The organism is Paenarthrobacter sp. YAF11_1, from assembly GCF_052113445.1.
Lineage (GTDB): Bacteria > Actinomycetota > Actinomycetes > Actinomycetales > Micrococcaceae > Arthrobacter.
The window spans coordinates 61,466-77,559 of record NZ_JBFRDF010000009.1 but is presented as its reverse complement, the minus strand read 5'-3'; the positions used below and the strand labels follow the sequence as shown (position 1 = coordinate 77,559).

13 protein-coding genes and 1 pseudogene are annotated in these 16,094 nt (G+C 60.4%); 9 read left to right on the top strand and 5 right to left on the bottom strand.

Annotation, left to right across the window (positions count from 1 at the left end):
* Positions 1-66: 66 nt before the first annotated feature.
* The 3 genes from AB4Y77_RS14890 to AB4Y77_RS14880 all read left to right on the top strand — a co-directional run bounded on the left by AB4Y77_RS14890 (position 67) and on the right by AB4Y77_RS14880 (position 3,002).
* A complete protein-coding gene (locus AB4Y77_RS14890; protein ID WP_442014470.1) occupies positions 67-1,353 on the top strand; it encodes an ATP-binding protein in 1,287 nt (428 codons plus the stop codon).
* Between the two features lie 99 nt (positions 1,354-1,452).
* Positions 1,453-1,680: an MmcQ/YjbR family DNA-binding protein gene (locus AB4Y77_RS14885; RefSeq protein WP_442014469.1), complete on the top strand. Its 228-nt coding sequence runs from the start codon at positions 1,453-1,455 to the stop codon at positions 1,678-1,680.
* Complete coding sequence (locus AB4Y77_RS14880; protein ID WP_442014468.1) at positions 1,677-3,002, top strand: replication-associated recombination protein A; 1,326 nt, start codon at positions 1,677-1,679, stop codon at positions 3,000-3,002. Before AB4Y77_RS14885 ends, AB4Y77_RS14880 begins: the two co-directional genes overlap by 4 nt.
* Positions 3,003-3,074: 72 nt before the next feature.
* Here AB4Y77_RS14880 and AB4Y77_RS14875 read toward each other — a convergent pair whose 3' ends face one another.
* Complete coding sequence (locus tag AB4Y77_RS14875; protein WP_442014467.1) at positions 3,075-3,647, bottom strand: TetR/AcrR family transcriptional regulator; 573 nt, start codon at positions 3,645-3,647, stop codon at positions 3,075-3,077.
* 92 nt (positions 3,648-3,739) lie between these two features.
* Here AB4Y77_RS14875 and AB4Y77_RS14870 point away from each other — a divergent pair.
* The 5 genes and pseudogenes from AB4Y77_RS14870 to AB4Y77_RS14850 form a co-directional block, all read left to right on the top strand.
* Positions 3,740-4,306 (top strand): annotated as a pseudogene (locus AB4Y77_RS14870) (MFS transporter); the annotation flags it as partial.
* Between the two features lie 67 nt (positions 4,307-4,373).
* Entirely contained in the window at positions 4,374-4,988 is a 615-nt protein-coding gene (locus AB4Y77_RS14865; protein ID WP_442014546.1) for a hypothetical protein, read from the top strand.
* A gap of 119 nt (positions 4,989-5,107) precedes the next feature.
* Positions 5,108-6,079 carry an aldo/keto reductase gene (locus tag AB4Y77_RS14860; RefSeq protein ID WP_442014543.1) on the top strand — a complete coding sequence of 324 codons (972 nt, stop codon included), beginning with the start codon at positions 5,108-5,110 and terminating at the stop codon, positions 6,077-6,079.
* Between the two features lie 44 nt (positions 6,080-6,123).
* The gene (locus AB4Y77_RS14855) at positions 6,124-6,978 is read left to right on the top strand and encodes a helix-turn-helix transcriptional regulator (protein ID WP_442014466.1); all 855 of its coding nucleotides are present in this window, start codon (positions 6,124-6,126) and stop codon (positions 6,976-6,978) included.
* A gap of 602 nt (positions 6,979-7,580) precedes the next feature.
* Positions 7,581-8,360, top strand: a complete 780-nt coding sequence (locus AB4Y77_RS14850) for a CPBP family intramembrane glutamic endopeptidase (RefSeq protein ID WP_442014465.1) — start codon at positions 7,581-7,583, stop codon at positions 8,358-8,360.
* An 885-nt stretch (positions 8,361-9,245) separates the two neighbouring features.
* Here AB4Y77_RS14850 and AB4Y77_RS14845 read toward each other — a convergent pair.
* Together AB4Y77_RS14845 and AB4Y77_RS14840 are read right to left on the bottom strand one after the other, a co-directional pair.
* A complete protein-coding gene (locus tag AB4Y77_RS14845) occupies positions 9,246-11,336 on the bottom strand; it encodes a glycoside hydrolase family 3 C-terminal domain-containing protein (protein WP_442014464.1) in 2,091 nt (696 codons plus the stop codon).
* Complete coding sequence (locus tag AB4Y77_RS14840; protein WP_442014463.1) at positions 11,336-12,409, bottom strand: SAVED domain-containing protein; 1,074 nt, start codon at positions 12,407-12,409, stop codon at positions 11,336-11,338. Before AB4Y77_RS14840 ends, AB4Y77_RS14845 begins: the two co-directional genes overlap by 1 nt.
* Positions 12,410-13,082: 673 nt before the next feature.
* Between AB4Y77_RS14840 and AB4Y77_RS14835 the strand changes: the two genes are divergently transcribed.
* Complete coding sequence (locus tag AB4Y77_RS14835; RefSeq protein ID WP_091466953.1) at positions 13,083-14,114, top strand: DUF4192 domain-containing protein; 1,032 nt, start codon at positions 13,083-13,085, stop codon at positions 14,112-14,114.
* A gap of 160 nt (positions 14,115-14,274) precedes the next feature.
* Here AB4Y77_RS14835 and AB4Y77_RS14830 read toward each other — a convergent pair whose 3' ends face one another.
* The gene (locus AB4Y77_RS14830) at positions 14,275-14,496 is read right to left on the bottom strand and encodes a hypothetical protein (RefSeq protein WP_054808180.1); all 222 of its coding nucleotides are present in this window, start codon (positions 14,494-14,496) and stop codon (positions 14,275-14,277) included.
* Between the two features lie 86 nt (positions 14,497-14,582).
* On the bottom strand, positions 14,583-16,046 hold the full coding sequence (locus tag AB4Y77_RS14825) for an APC family permease (RefSeq protein ID WP_231341097.1): 1,464 nt from the start codon (positions 16,044-16,046) through the stop codon (positions 14,583-14,585).
* Between the last annotated feature and the right edge of the window lie 48 nt (positions 16,047-16,094).

Genomic DNA, 16,094 nt, shown 5'->3' with positions numbered 1-16,094 from the left:
AATCGCCCCAGGAACTCCGCCAACTCGTCACCAGTCCCAAGAACACAAAGACGGGAGACTGTTCCTATGCAACCTTGGATAATCCGGGATTTTCACCTCGATGATCTCGACCAACTCATCGACGTCTGGCAAGATTCACGGACCTCCGGCGCCCACCCCGTGTACACCCTTGCCGAGATCATCGACGCCTGCACCAATGGGCTGGCCGTCGTCGCCGTGACCGAAGGTACCATCATCGGCGCCGTAGCCTGCGTGCTTCAAGACGATCGGGCCTGGGTGTTGACTCTCGCCCAAGCCAAGGAATGGCGGGAACGAGGCCTGGGCAGTGCGCTACTCGCCCACGTTGAAGGAAAACTGGCCAGCCGGGGAGTCAGGAGGATCTCCGCGTTGGTCCCAGCCTCTGAGACCAGAATCAGGGCATTCCGCAATAGCGACTACCGCGTGGAAGAAGACCTGCACTACTTCGAAAGGACCATACCGGTACACCCCAAGGAAACCCGCCCCCTCAGCCAGTTGGGAGGCCGGCTCCTGCCCCACGGATTATGGGAAGCACTTGCCGGCATGCAGTATGAGAAGCACCTGATTGAGCAGCGCCTCATCCTTCCCCTGGCACACACCGAACTCGCGAAATCACTGGGTGTCTCCCCGCCACGTTCAGTGGTCCTCTTCGGTCCGCCGGGAACCGGAAAAACAACCTTCGCCAAGTCCATAGCTTCCCGGCTGGACTGGCCATTCGTTGAAGTTTTTCCATCACGGCTGGCCGCCCACCCCCAAGGCCTGGCCGGTGCCTTGCGCCAAGTCTTCCTGGACATCAGCCAACTCGAACATGCAGTCGTTTTCATCGATGAGGTCGAGGAAATCGCGGCCACCCGAACAGGCGAAGCCACGTCCCCGCTCCAAGGAGTCACCAATGAACTCCTCAAAATCATCCCGGCATTCCGGGAACAAGAAGGCCGCCTCCTGATCTGCGCTACCAACTTCATCCGCTCACTGGACAACGCCTTCCTCCGCCACGGCCGTTTCGACTACGTCATACCCATTGGTCCGCCCGACCTGATAGCCCGCATCGCAATCTGGAACCGCTATATACCGTCCGCTTTCGCCCAGCACGTCGACGTGGATGTCTTGGCCAAAGCCAGCGATCGGTTCTCCCCGGCCGACATAGAATTCGCCGCCAGAAAGGCCTCACAAAAGGCCCTGGAATCTGCTGTTCAATCCGATCAGCCAACTACCATGGAGATGCCCCTGACCACCGCCGCCTACCTTCACGCCATCGAGGGAACGCGTGCAACAGTGACCGAAGCTGTCGAGAAGGATTTCCTGGAAGACATCGACCGAATAGCGCGTGTCTAGGCATCGGTTTCCCTCGGCGCACATTTTCTCCAATGCCAGGCATAGTGCGTACGCTCGTACGTATTAGCGTTCAATGCCATTCAGGACGAAGGAGATTGCATGCACGGCGATGAGCCTGACGTGCAGATCATCACCGTGAAGGCCGACCCGCATCACGGCGACGCGTTGCGCCGCGACCACGACACGATCACTGCCGGCCGCTACCTCAACAAGCAGCACTGGATTTCCAGTGGACCAGGCGCGGGCATCACCGCTTCACTGATCAAAGACCTGGTGCACGATTCCTATGATCTCGCTGGCCAAACCCTCAAGAAACGGCACCCATGACCGAGCAACCACCGTCGCTGTTCGACGTCGACGACGCCTCCCGACCGCTGGCGGACCGCCTGCGGCCCCACACCCTGTCCGATGTCGTCGGGCAGGATCACCTGCTCGCAGCGGACGCGCCCGTCGGGCGGATGGTCGGCGTGCACCAGTTGTTTTCGATGGTGCTGTGGGGGCCGCCTGGATGCGGCAAGACCACGATCGCCAGGCTCCTCGCCGAGCAGACCAACCTCGCCTTCGAACCGCTCTCGGCCACCTTCTCCGGCGTCGCTGACCTCCGCCGGGTCTTCCAGACCGCGCAGCGCCGGCAAGAGATCGGGCAAGGAACCTTGCTGTTCGTTGACGAGATCCACCGCTTCAACCGCGCGCAACAAGACTCTTTTCTCCCCTATGTGGAGGATGGCACCATCGTGCTCGTCGGGGCCACAACAGAGAACCCCAGCTTCGAACTCAACGGTGCGTTGTTATCGCGCTGCCAGGTGTTCGTCCTCAAACGCCTCGACGACCCGGCCCTCAGCGCACTCGTCACCCGGGCGGAGCATCTGCTCGGCGGGCGGCTGCCGCTTGATGACGATGCGCGCCATGCGTTGATCGCGATGGCTGACGGGGACGGCCGGTACCTGCTGAACATGATCGAACAGGTCCAGTCCCTCCCTGCCCCGGTCGACCCAGGCATGCTCGCCGCCGCAGTACAGAAGCGGGCACCTCTCTACGACAAGTCACAAGAAGGCCATTACAACCTCATCTCCGCGCTCCACAAATCCATGCGGGGCTCTGACCCCGACGCCGCCCTGTACTGGCTGGCCCGAATGCTTGACGGCGGAGAAGACCCCTTGTTCATCGCCCGCCGGATCACCCGGTTCGCGAACGAAGACATCGGCCTCGCCGATCCGAACGCCGTGCAGCAGGCACTCGCCGCATGGGATGTCTACGAACGCCTCGGCTCACCAGAAGGCGAACTCGCGATCGCACAGGCCGTGCTCTACCTCGCCACCGCCCCCAAATCAATCGGCGTCTACCGCGGGTTCAACAAGGCATCGGCTGCCGCGAAACGCACCGGATCACTGATGCCACCTGCCCACATCCTCAACGCACCCACCCGCCTGATGAAAAACCTGGGCTACGGCAAAAACTACCAATACGACCCCGACACCGACACCGGCTTCTCCGGCGCCAACTACTTCCCCGACGGCCTCTCCCGGGAAACGTTCTACGAACCCACCACCAGCGGCTACGAACGCGCCATCAACGAACGACTCCGCCACTGGGCACAGCTGCGCAACGACCAACCCGGCGCCGACACGACACCGCCCCAAGACAGGTGACCACCGTTCGAAAAGCTCACCGCATGGCCAAGCCGTACTGCCCTTCAACCCCGGCGCGCCGCTGAGCGAGAGTCAGGACAACGACCGGGTGGTGCTGCGGGCCAGCAGGCTGGTGACCAACTGGCGTCCGTAACCAGAGGCAGGGCGCTCCTTGGTGAAGAGGATGCGATACAGGATGGGGGCAGCGACGTGGTCGATGATCTCGCTGACCGACGGAGCTGTGCCATCCGGGAATCGGGCGAGGATCTGGGTGATGGCGTCCGTGGCGTATTGGGCGCAGATTCCCGTATTCTCCCCGCTGCTGTCGCCTGCCAGCACGTCCGCCACATAGGACCGGCCCGGCCCTGAGCCCATTTCCTCGAGGAAGTGCTCGGCCCAGAGGCTCAGGTCACCAGCCAGTGAGCCGGTTTCGGCCGGCGGTTCCGTTGCGCGGAAGCGGTCCGCGGCGACATCCGACAAGAGGGCTGCCAGGTCGCCCCAACGGCGGTATACCGTGGTCGGATTCACGCCGGCGAGGGTGGCAATCATCGGGACGCTGAGGTCGTCACGGCGTGTCGTCAGGAGTAACTCCTTGGTCGCCTCATGAACGGCTTGTTGGATGCGGGCACTTCGGCCGCCGGGCCTGGATCCGGTGATAGGCGTCATGGATCCAGCCTAACGCAGCAATATTGCTTTTGGGAGAATTCGGGCATAGTCTGGGCTAAACGCATAATATTTGCTTTACGAAAGCAGGAGCTATGTCTACGGACCTTAAAGCCACCTCGTTGCCAGTGCGGATCACCCACCGAATGAGTCCCCGATCAGCCTTTGCGCTGCAGGCCGCGATATCGATCGCCTTCCTCGCCGCCTCCAGCGCGCCAACACCCCTTTACGCGATGTACCAGTCATCGATGCAGCTTTCGGCACTCCTGATCACAGTCATCTTCGCGGCCTATTCGATCGCGCTCCTCGTCGCGCTTCTCGTCGTCGGTGCCTTGTCCGACTACGTGGGCCGGCGCACCGTCATCATTGCCGCACTGATTCTGGAACTCGCCGCGATGGTCTTCTTCGCCGTCGCGGGCAGCTCCACGGAACTCATTGCGGCCCGGGCCCTCCAAGGCCTGGCCACCGGCGCCGCGACGGCCGCCTTGGCAGCCGGCCTCACCGACCTCTTCCCGGCCAGCGCCCCCGTCATGAACAGCGTCGCCCCAATCCTCGGAATGGCCGCCGGCACCCTCGGATCAGCGGCCCTCACCACCGTGTCCACGTTCCCGACCATCGAGGTCTTCATCGTTCTTGCCGTGCTGTTCGCGGCTCTGCTGGTCGCAGCCTTCTGGCTACCCGAAACCACCCCCGAGGAAGCCCGGCGCCTTAGCGTCCCTGGCGATACATGTGACCGTTCCCAAGACCGCCCGAGGTCCCCTCCTTGCCGCGACACCTATGCTGGTTGCCATCTGGGCCATTGGCGGTTTCGTTCTTTCCCTCGGCCCCGCCCTGGTCCGCGCCGAAACCGGCTCCGACTCGCCCCTGGTAGGCGGTTGGTTCGTTTTCGCCTTGACCATCTCAGGAGCAATAGCCGTCCTCGTGATGGGCACCATGCACCCTTTGAGAGCTTTCGTGGTCGGCGCAACTGCACTGGCAGCCGGTGTCGGAGTCCTTCTTGTCGGTGTTGTCGGCCATCAAAGTGTGCTGTTGTTCGTGGGGGCCGCTATCGCAGGGGTAGGCTTCGGCGGCGGATTCCAAGGGGCCATGCGGACCATCATGCCCACGGCAGCTCCGGGCGAACGCGCGTCTCTGCTTGCCACCGTCTATGTCATCAGCTACCTCGCAACGAGTGTGCCGGCCATCGGCGCCGGTGTATTGGCCTCCTCGTGGGGAATGACGGCAACAGCCCTCACCATCGGAAGCGCCGTGATCGTGCTCGCCCTCGTGGCATTGGCATCAGTGCTCCTGCGGTCCCGCAGGGCATCTGCCCTCCGCGCCGCCCGCGGCCTACAGCACAACTGACATCCGACGGCGAAGAAGGACCCCTTGAGACATGGTCTGACAGGTCCTGTTTCCGAACGCAGAACCCACCTAGGTTCGAAGGAGACGAACCAGCCACCGACCTGAAAGCAGGACCAGCCATGGAATACACACGACTCGGCAGCACCGGACTGAAAATCAGCCGCCTAGCCCTTGGCTGCATGAGCTACGGCGACCCCTCCACAGAGAATTCCCACCCGTGGTCATTGAACGAAGATGCGGCCGGGCCGTTCTTTCGTCAGGCCCTGGAGCTGGGAATCACGTTCTGGGATACGGCCAATGTTTATCAGGCCGGCACGTCCGAGGAGATCGTTGGGCGCGCCATCAAGCAGTATTCACGGCGTGAAGATGTGGTCCTCGCCACGAAGGTTCGTGGCAGGATGCACGACGGCCCTGGCGGCGAAGGCCTCTCACGCAAGGCCATCCTGGAGCAGGTCGACGCCTCGTTGACCCGCCTGGGCACGGACTACATCGACCTCTATCAGATCCACAGATTTGACGATGACACCCCGGTGGAAGAAACCATGGAAGCCCTCCACGACGTCATCAAGTCCGGCAAAGTACGCTACATCGGCGCGTCCTCCATGTATGCCTGGCAGTTTGCGAAGCTCCAGCACGCAGCAGAACGCGGTGGATGGACCACGTTCGTGTCCATGCAGAACCAGTACAACCTGCTGCGACGCCAGGACGAGCCCGAGCTGATGTCCATGTGCGCTGACATGGGTGTCGGACTGGTGCCGTACTCTCCCAACGGAAAAGGTCGACTCACCCGCCCCGCGGGTGAACAAAGTACCCGGTCAACCACCGACAAAGTGGTCCAGGCTTTCGACACCGATTACGACGAGCCCGTCATCAACGCAGTGCAAGCAGTGGCGGACGCCCGCGGCGTTGCCATGGCTCAAATCGCGTTGGCGTGGGTGCTGCGAAATCCCGCAGTCTCGGCGCCCATCGTTGGCGCCACCAAGCCCCACCACCTCCAGCAGGCCGCTGAAGCGCTGTCCCTGACACTGAGCAGTGAAGAAGCCAAAGAACTCGAGGCTCCCTACGTCAACTACGGACCAGCATGGTACTGACAGGTCCTCCCAGCGCCCGCAACACCAGGCATACCCTTGGAGACATGGATTCCAAATCCGCGATCAGGAGCTTCCTCACGTCCCGACGCGCCAAACTCTCCCCCGAGCAGGCGGGCGTGCCACTGTACAGCGGAGCCCGCCGGGTTCCCGGCCTTCGCCGGGAGGAAGTCGCGCACTTGGCCGGTGTCAGTGTGGACTACTACGCCCGACTCGAGCGCGGCAAAATCTCCGGCGCATCCCGTGAAGTTATCGAGGCCATCGCCCGCGCCCTGCAGCTCGATGAAGACGAGCGCGACCATCTTCTTGATCTCACCCGAATTTCGCAGCGGCGCCCGCCACGCCGGAAACCCTCCAATCGCACCACTGTCCGGCCTGGGATACAGAGCGTGCTGGATTCCATCGACACCCCGGCGTTCATACAGAACGCGCGACTCGACCGTTTGGCGTCCAACCGACTCGGCCGGGCACTCTATTCCCTCCCCGATGACGGGTCCCGTGACCGTTTCAACTACGCCCACTACCTGTTTCTGGACTCCCGCGCCCCACGCTTCCATCGGGATTTTGAGACGGCAAAACACAATGTCGTGGCGCTGCTTCACGCCGCAACAGCCCTGGACCCCTACGACAGAGAGCTGATCGAAATCATCGGGACGCTTTCAACGCAAAGTGAAGAATTCCGCTCATTGTGGGCCTCGCACGATGTCTTCAAGTACCGGTCCGGGCACAAGATGCTCACCCACTCAACGGTCGGAGACCTCGAATTCGGGTATGAATCATTCGAACTCTCCACAGACCCAGGACTGGTTATGCTGGTCTACACCGTGGCGCCCGGCTCCCCGACCTCAGACGCCATGAGGATACTCGCCAGCTGGAACGCCCCTACGCTCAACGCGCATTAGAAACAGAATCGAGCCTGGTCCTCCTGGGAGGTGTTGCTCTGTTGCTCTGCAGAGGAGACACTCCGGTCGCAAAGAATGAAACACGACGGCGGCTACGGCCGCACCGCGGAAGGATTTGAGGCACGCGAAGCCCGGCAAAGGCAGTAGTTGTCATACCCTTCGCACCAAGCCCCGAGCTGCCATTCCAGCTCCTAAAAGACGAGGTGAAGCATCTCACCCAGATCCTGGACAAAAAACTCGACGTCGCACTCGATCCCCAAGCCTGACACGACACAGAGCCGAACCATCGCCCCTGCCTGGCCGCAATGCACCGGAGCAGCCGGCGTCCCTTGACCATTCGGAATACCTGGCAGGAATCTACTGCGCGGTGCCGGGGACAAGACCCCCTCGGTGCGACGGTACGACCGAGCGGCGGAATTCGGACGCAGTCACCATTTCGCGCAGTGAAGCTGAGCACTGAGGGTGTCACCACCGACTGCGCCACCAGGTCGATAGGGCGCTGACTCGCGACGCGCTCGACACCGTGACCTCGTTTACTGGCTCCGCAGCCACCGGATAGATTGAAGCAAATGAATCTTTCGCCGGCTGAAAGGCAACAGCGCATGCGCATCACCCCTCGTGTTTGGATTGGCTTGGCCATCTACGTCGGTTACGTCCTCGTCATCTACGTCGTATCAAAACTCAGCGGGGTGTCATACACCGACATCGGGACGTCCGCCGAGTTCACTTGGCGTGGAGCGGTGCTCGACCTCGCCGTCGGCGCGGTGCTGCTCGCCATCACCACATGGCTCCTGGGGTGGTGGAAGCCCGCGCTGTTCGAGCGAAAGCGGTCGCACCACAAGTGGCCGATCTTCGTCCCCGCGCTCATGCTCGTTGTCGCCGTGATGAACCTTTCGAACACTGACTGGTCAAAATTCGACGCATCATTCCTCCTGTCCCTGCTTGCCCTCGGGATCGCCGTCGGATTCTGCGAAGAACTGATGTCACGAGGGCTCCTTCTGACGGCATTCCGCTCACACCTCTCCGAAGTATGGGTGTGGCTACTCACCTCCCTCCTGTTCGGCGCCATGCACCTCATCAACGCCGCCCTCGGTGCTCCCATCACCAACACTCTCGGACAAGTGGTCCTCGCCGCGATGACGGGTACAAGCTTCTACATCGTGCGGCGGGTCACAGGCTCTCTCATCTGGGCAATGGCACTACACGGCATCTGGGATATCGCTGCGTTCTCGGTCGGCTTTGCCCCGATCGGCACAGCCTGGGCGGCCTACCTCACGCCGGTCATCGGCATTCTTGCTGTCGTTGTCGTGTACTGGGTAATTAAAGGTACGGACGAGAAACCGATCCGACCAACGCCGGCCGCAGCAGCCGCACGGCTCTAAAGCTCCGTTGGACGACGGCGAGGGAAACGATAATGGCCAGCCTTCTCGGACGTTATGTGAACTTGCCGCAAACAAACCGTGACTCTTGCCCTCCTGAACCAACTGCAGGAGAACGGTGTTCTCGTCAACCCGCCTCGCCACCGCATCAGGCGTGCCGGTGCGCCCCCTGAGACGGAGTACCGACCCTCGCACCCCTCGAAATCACCGCCGATGGGGGGCGTCACACGCCCAGGACCCATTTGATAGCACTCGGCCGACCGTGGCCACCGAACTCTCAGCAGAATGACCCTGCACATGTAGAGTGCTTCCGGATCCGCCTCGCTACAGCCACTCACACGCATGAGTAAATGAAGACCCAAGTAGGGAAGAGCCTGGCCGCAAGCAGCCGCGATAAAGATGATTTAAGTCTGGACAATGTCCAACCCCCCTTTGGCCGGACAAAGTGTCCGCCCGGCATGTCTCTTAAGCCAGTAACGCGCCAGACCCAGGAACTTTGACGCAAAATAACGAAGTCATGTCGTGCTCACTCCCCTTACCCATGAAGAGGTGTAGGCCAACCACGACCCTGAACCCGCTCCCCCACAACCAAACAAGCGACCCGCGGCGCCAGGCACACCCCGCGGCCAGTGTCAGAGGCACCTGACCACCCAAAATGTACACACGTTAAAGCAAAAACCCCCTCTGACGAGGGGGTATGCTGTGCCCGAGGTGGGACTCGAACGGGATTCTCGACCTTGGAAGCGCCGGGAAGTAGCGGAGACATGCGGAATGCGGGCCAGTCCGGCAGCGGTACGGACGAGCCCGAGGTGGAAAACGTGGACAGTGTCACAAACATTCAATCGCGCCAGGGATACTTGCCTCCCCCACTCCACAGCCTGCCGCAAGCTATTCATTGACGATGCTGAACTTTGCCACCCTCGTACATTCGAGTCCGCCGCCTACATGAATCTCGAAAGCACCTGGTTCCACAACGTAGAGGCCCTCGTTGTCCCAGAAGCCCAAGTCATTCCAGCCCAGCTTGAAGGAAAGCGTCCGGGTCTCCCCCGGATTCAAGTTGGTTCTGGTGAATGCCCTGAGCCTACGGACTGGCTGGGCGAGAGACGCTACGAGATCCCTAATGAAGACCATGGTGACTTCATCGCCTCCAAGCTCACCCGAATTTTCCACACAGATTTCCACGGTTACGGTACTGCCGCGTTGCAAGTCTGAAAGCGAAGCTTCCGGAGCTGAGAGCCTGAGCTTTCCGTACTCGAACGAGGTGTAGCTAAGGCCGTGGCCGAAGGGGAACTGGGGTCCGAGTTCCAGGTCTTTGTACTTCGATGTGTAATGGTCGTCCGTATTGCCGGGACCCATGAGCCCGACGTCAACGGCAGCGCCGTCAAGGGAACCGGAGACCGTGGCGGGGCGTCCGGTGTTTTCGTGGTCATAGTAGATTGGCACTTGGCTGGACGATCGGGGGAAAGTCATGGGGAGACGACCTCCGGGGTTTACTGCGCCGCATAAGGCTCGTGCCACGGCACGCGGTCCCTCCAACCCCGAATGCCAGGCCTCAAGAACAGCGGGCGCGTCATCAATCCATGAGCTGGTTACCAAAGGTCGCCCATTGAACATGACCACAAGCGTGGGCTTACCGGTCGCAGCGACGGCTCGTATCAGTTCCTCCTGAGCACCCGGAAGCCGCAGATCACTTCGGGAACTAGCTTCTCCGGTCAGCGCAGAAGGCTCCCCTACAGCAACCACAACGGCGTCGAACTCCGCAACGTCAACCACTGAATCGGCTATCTGGCGAGACTGACCCCCAAAGAAGCCAGTCCCTTCCCTCACTGTCAGCGACCATTCAGGGCACTCTTCCCGAATGGCGTCGGCCAGAGAGCTGGCAGGCTCCGCAAACGACTGAACCCAGGCTCCGAGGTGGTCAGTACTCTCTGCGTAGGGCCCAACCAGCAGCACCCGTTTCGGTGCTTTGCCAAGAGGCAGGACAGATTCATTCTTGAGCAGTACCAGACCCTTCTCAGCCGTCGTAAGCGCCGCCTGTCGACTGGCGGGTGAAGGGGTCGTCACCTCGTGTTCGGCTTCCCGGTAGGGATCATCGAACAGACCAAGGGCAAGCTTCAAGCCGAGAACCCGACGAACGGCGTCGTCCACACGTACCAAGGGCACGTCGTCGGGACTCAGCCGCGCACCGTCGTCGTCGGTGAAGACATTTCCGCCCATTTCCACGTCCAACCCGGCAACGAATGACTGCCGAAGTGCGTCCGGCAGGTCTTCTGCAATGCCGTGATCCAGAAGGTTAACCACACCGTCGGCGTCTCCCACCACCACGCCGTTGAATCCAACATAACGTGAATCTGCGTTGAAGGCTTGAACCCGACCTCCCAGAAGCGTTGTGAGGATGACGGAAACGCAATCGAACGTGTTTTTGTAGTCACGGAGGTATTTCATCAGCCGGATGACCTTGCGCAGGTTGCCGCCTGTGAGCGTGTCCCGTTCCTGCATCCAGTCGCTGAAGCCACCAGGGTTGGTTTCCTCGAAGGTGTTCTCGGCGTAGTTGATGATGACCTGGCGACCGTCGCTGAGAGTGAGGTGGGGCACTACGTCGACATGGCAGTCGCCGGCGTACTCGATACGTACGCACCTGTTCTTCTTGGTCACCTTGTCCTTGTAGGTCGAGGTAGCTTTGAACGCAGCGCGGACCTTGCGCAGGTATTCCCCGGGGTCCTCAGACCAAGCTTCATCTTCTTCGAGGTGCAGCAGGAAATCTGCATCGAACTGGTCGAAGGCGCCGACAGGTTCGATGATGGTGGCGTGCGCCCATGAACCTTGGGGAATGTGCTCCTTATACAGCGGGCCGACCTCAGTGTCCTTTTGCAGCGCGCTTACGATTGCCGTTACGTGACCGTCGAGTTTGTCGAGCTTCCACTGCTTGAGATTGACGGTCGTGTCGAGGAAGGCGACGAAGTGGGCGTTGATGTCCATCAGAATTCCATAACTCGGCGGTAGCCGTCAGAGGTGAGATCGTACAGCACGACCGAGGGTCGCAGGTCGCGGGCTTTGAGACTCCGGCCGAGGGTCACTGCAGCCGAGACGGGCATTCCGCCAAAAAGGTGCAGACGCCGGATCTTCTTATTGGACTCAAGCCCTGAAAAGAACCGACGGACAGTGGCCTGGAACGACTCCAGACAGGCACGGTTTGCGATGATGTCTTCGTGCGCGCTGTCGCCACTCACTTTTAGATTGAAAACCGGAGCCGTCGTGAGATCGGCTGGCAAGTCATTGACGGGCGTGGTCCCTGAGAGGTTAGTGATAAGGACGGCATCCTCGGCCTCGTGCGGAGCAGTACGGAGGACCTCTACCTTGAAGGCGGTGTCGGGGGCGGCATCGGACTGAGGCCACTCCCAGCCTCCGCTGCTACGGTGGCGCTGGTAGACGTCGGTTGCTACTCCGTCCTCGAGCTGCCAGCCGAGGTACACAAGCAGAGGCAGGCGGACGATAGCGAAGACACTCAGATGCTCGATGTCGTTGCTCCGGATGCCCTCATGGATTCGGTCCCGCACGGCTGTTTCGATCTTCTTCTGCGCTGCAGCATAGTAGGAAGGGCTGCCTTCCTCTTCACCGTCAATATGGCGCAGGTCAATCTCAATGCCTCGCCGGTCGTAAGCGGGAAGGAAGAAGGGAAACCGATCGCTGGATCGAATGACGGCAGCTGCGGCAGTGTCGCGTCCGAGCTCCATCGCAGCTCCGCGAACCCACCCCTGCACACGCAGCACTGTGCTTCGCCGGTCCGAGGTCATGCCGGTCAAGTGATGGATTTCGTCTTCATGCTGAGCCTTGCGGCGCCGCAATTCAGCAACGGTCATGAGCTTGGCAACCAAGGCCTTATCTATTTCCGTATGACAGCTTGAGCAGGCCAGGAGAATATTGTCAGCTAGATCCCGGTCGGCTTCCGGTAACGGATCAAGGCCGCGAGGCGAACCTTCCGTAGCCTGCTGGCCCACAATGTGTGCCCCTTCACCCACAGGAACGGTCTTGAATGTAAGCGATCCCTCCATGAGGTCTACCTTGCACAATGTGCAGCGGCCCCCGGCCCTAACCCAGGGTTTTCTCTGTTCAATCGTGCCCATGGACATCGCGGATTCCTTCATGTCGATAAAGTCTTCTTTTCATCATGCCAGTCGGTACCGACACAATCCGCGCTTCTGTCATCAGGAAGCCAGTAAAGAAGATTTCAGTCCGGCAGGGGCTATGGCGAGACTCCCAATAGAACCGTGCCTTAGTGCTGAAGGCCGTCCCGCAGGGACTGTCACCCAAGGTTGGTTGCTACGGGTTCGCAAGACTTAAGCCGGGCGCAGGAAGGGGCCGGCGCAAGGCCTGATCCCAAGAGCGCCTCTCCTTGGGGCCCAAAAACTGTCAACGCCGGCGCGCTGTTAAGGGCCACTGTTGGTGAATCATGCTCCCGTGCGACCGACGCTCCATGAACGACTGGAAGCATCACCGCTGTTTGTCATTCTGATAGCCGATCGTCGCTGCGGTCCCTCCAAGGAACCAGGCGCTACCTAGCGTGACCGATCCGGAAACTCTACTCGGAGCCCCTGGGTCGCAACCATCCTGCCGGAGCAGTCCGCCAAGCGGCACCTTAGCCCCTACACCAGCGTGTAGGGCCTTTATCGGAACGCTCATAAGACCAATAACCACGAGACAACGTGCAGACAAAGGAACAGGACAATGAACTCGCTCACCATCAAAGACCCTGCAGACCTGCTCAGCTTCATCGGGCACACGTTAGGGTTCTGGCCAAAGGAAAGCCTCGTCTGCATCACCCTGGACAAAGGCAAGGTCGGCGCCACCCTCCGCATCGACCTACCCCGCCAACCAGGAACAGAAATCCCTTACGCCCGGACGGTCAGCAGCTATCTCACCAGCGACACCAGCGCGACGAGCATCGTCTTCGCCCTCTACACCTCACACTACTGCGAACCCGGCCAGCCCAAACCACACGCAGCAACCATCGCCGCACTCACCGGAGTCCTCGCCGAAAACGGCATCACCATCCGTGACGGAATCTTCGTCGACGACAACACCTACTCCCCCTACGACAGCGAACCCGGACAAGACATCAGCCTGCCCCTCAGCACCACCGAATACAGCCGCGTCAACGCCGAATTCATCTACCGCGGCAGCACCATCGAACCCACCAACCAAATCGTCCTCCCTGCGCCAGCCCAGGAAGCAGACCACGCCATCGCCGTCGAAAACCTCATGAACACCATCCGAGCCCAGGCGCCGCGACAAGCTGCGGAACAAGCCAGACAACTCTGGACGACGATGCTGGAATGCAACGACTTCCCCACAGACACCGAGTGCGCCACCCTCATCGCGAACTTCCAATTCCCCCACATCCGCGACCGGCTCATGGCCGACATCCCCGGCATCGACGAACCACCCCAACACATCCTCTTCGCCCAAACCCAGACCGCGCCAAAATGGTCACGTGTCGAATGGGCGCAACAACTCCTCCTCCACGCCTACACACGGACCAGCCCACAACACGCGGCACCCATCCTCACCACCATTGGCTACATCAGCTGGTGGGAAGGCAGGGGGTCCAAAGCACACCAATACATGCAACTCGCCCTAGACACGGACCCCGGCTACCGCTTCGCACGTCTCACCGATCAGATGCTCGGAGCCGGCATCATCGCCGGCTGGAACACCAACAAAAACACCGCCTACAAAACCCGGCTCGACATGCCCTGAAGGGAACAGCCGACCGATGATGCCCTGTTGGGGTATCGGGCTAGGGCTGGGCCTCTACACGGTGCCGTGTCCAAGCCCTGGCACCGTCCGGGAGATTGAGTTCATGGATCGGAGCGCGGAAGCGCAATCAGTCCACCCGCTACTGGCGCGAAAAGCCTGGCTAGTGATCGATGCCGATGTGATCCTCTGGCTCAAGTGCCCACGCAACGCGATGGAGAATCGTTGCAACGCGCCCGCGCAGGGCATCCAACCAAGGATGTGACGATCCTTCGTGGACAGGGACGACAGGGGCGTGTGGAAGAGCGCTGTTTGCCGTTTCCAGAGCGCTTTGCGCCGCTTCCTGTCGCGCGAGCAGAAGAGCGAGCGGGTAGTAGCTGTTCATTGGGATTCTCCTAACATTGGCAGCAGCGAGCGACCGTGGCGATTCGCTTGGGGAAAGAGAAGAAGGCGGAAGGGTCCCGATGCGGATCAGTCGACATTCTGCCGGCCCAGCCTCGCATAAACGTTGGGACGCTTGGATCGGAGGAAGAGCGCGTAAAAGATGCCGCCGAAGAACAGGGCGAAGGTAAAGCTCATGAAGATCACAGTGAGCAGGGCTGAACCGCCGATCAGTTCAGGGTAGTTGGTGATAGCCAGGTACGTAATGACGCCGAGGAAAATGACACTGACCAGTGGAGCTATGATGCTCTTCCAAATAGATTCAGGTGCAAAGCTGCGGCGCCGCAGGAAGTAAACGAGCACAGCAAAACTCGTGATGAACATTAGGAGCAGCACTGCAAAAGTACCGCTACCGCTGGCAATTGGATAAAGGACATCAGGCGAAACTCCCAGAACTGTGAAGACGACCGTAGCGGCACCCCAGATGACTCCAACGGCCAAGGCTGAAACAAATGGCGACTTGTGCTTGGGATGCACCCGCCCAAGAACCGTTGGCAACGCGTGATCTCGCGCCAATGCAAAGCTGTACCGCGCCGCGATGTTCTGGATCGACAACATACACGCGAGTACCGACGTAATGAGCAGCACCACAGCAATATCCGCAAAGATCTTCCCAACCAGAGCTGCAACGGCGTCGTTGAAGAGGTTCACAGTATTGGACTCCGCCGCGGCCTGTACGTTGTCAGGGCCCAGGAAAGCAATGAACGCCCACGCCGCAAGGGCATAGAAGAGCCCAATGCCGACAACTGCGATGTAGGTCGCCCTGGGTATGGTCCGGTCAGGGTTCTTGACCTCATCCCGATAAATGACCGTGGCTTCAAATCCGAAGAAGTTCCCGACGGCGAACAGCAGCGCCAGGCCCAGAGTTGCATCCCCCAGGGAGGGAAGGGCAAAGACCGCTCCCTGAACTGCCTCCATCCCGTTGGCTGAGAAGGACACGATGTCAAACACCACCACCACGGCCACTTCCAAGAGCATGACGACAGTGAGCACCTTCGCCGAGAGATCGATGCGGTTATACGCAAGGAGTGTGGTCACAGCGATAATACCTAGCGCGTACCAATACCAAGGGACATCCGGGCCATTCAGGGAATTCATGACGAAACCGTTAAGGGTCACACCGAAGAACGAAGGTGCAAAGAATCCGATGAAGATGTAGCCAAACAACGCAAGAAAGGCGCCTCCAAGACCAGCAGGCTTTCCCAAGCCGGCCGTAACGAAGGAGTAGAAGCCGCCAGGTCCCTTGACGCTCCGGCTCATCTTCACAAAGCCCACAGAGAACATCAGCAACATCAGAGTTATAAGGACATAGATAGCTGGGGCGGTCTGGCCGCTGAACATCAGGAGAACGGGGAGAGTTCCCGCCACGGTGGCCAGAGGTGACGAGAATGCCAGCACGTTCATCACAAGTTCCCCCACCCCCATGTTGCCGCTGAGTCGGGTTTCCTGGGCATGGCGCGTCGCCTGAGGAGCGTCAATTGTCTTGTGTTGCATGTAGGCCTCGTCACTTGGTTATGAGTTCCGAATCACAGTATCGATGGC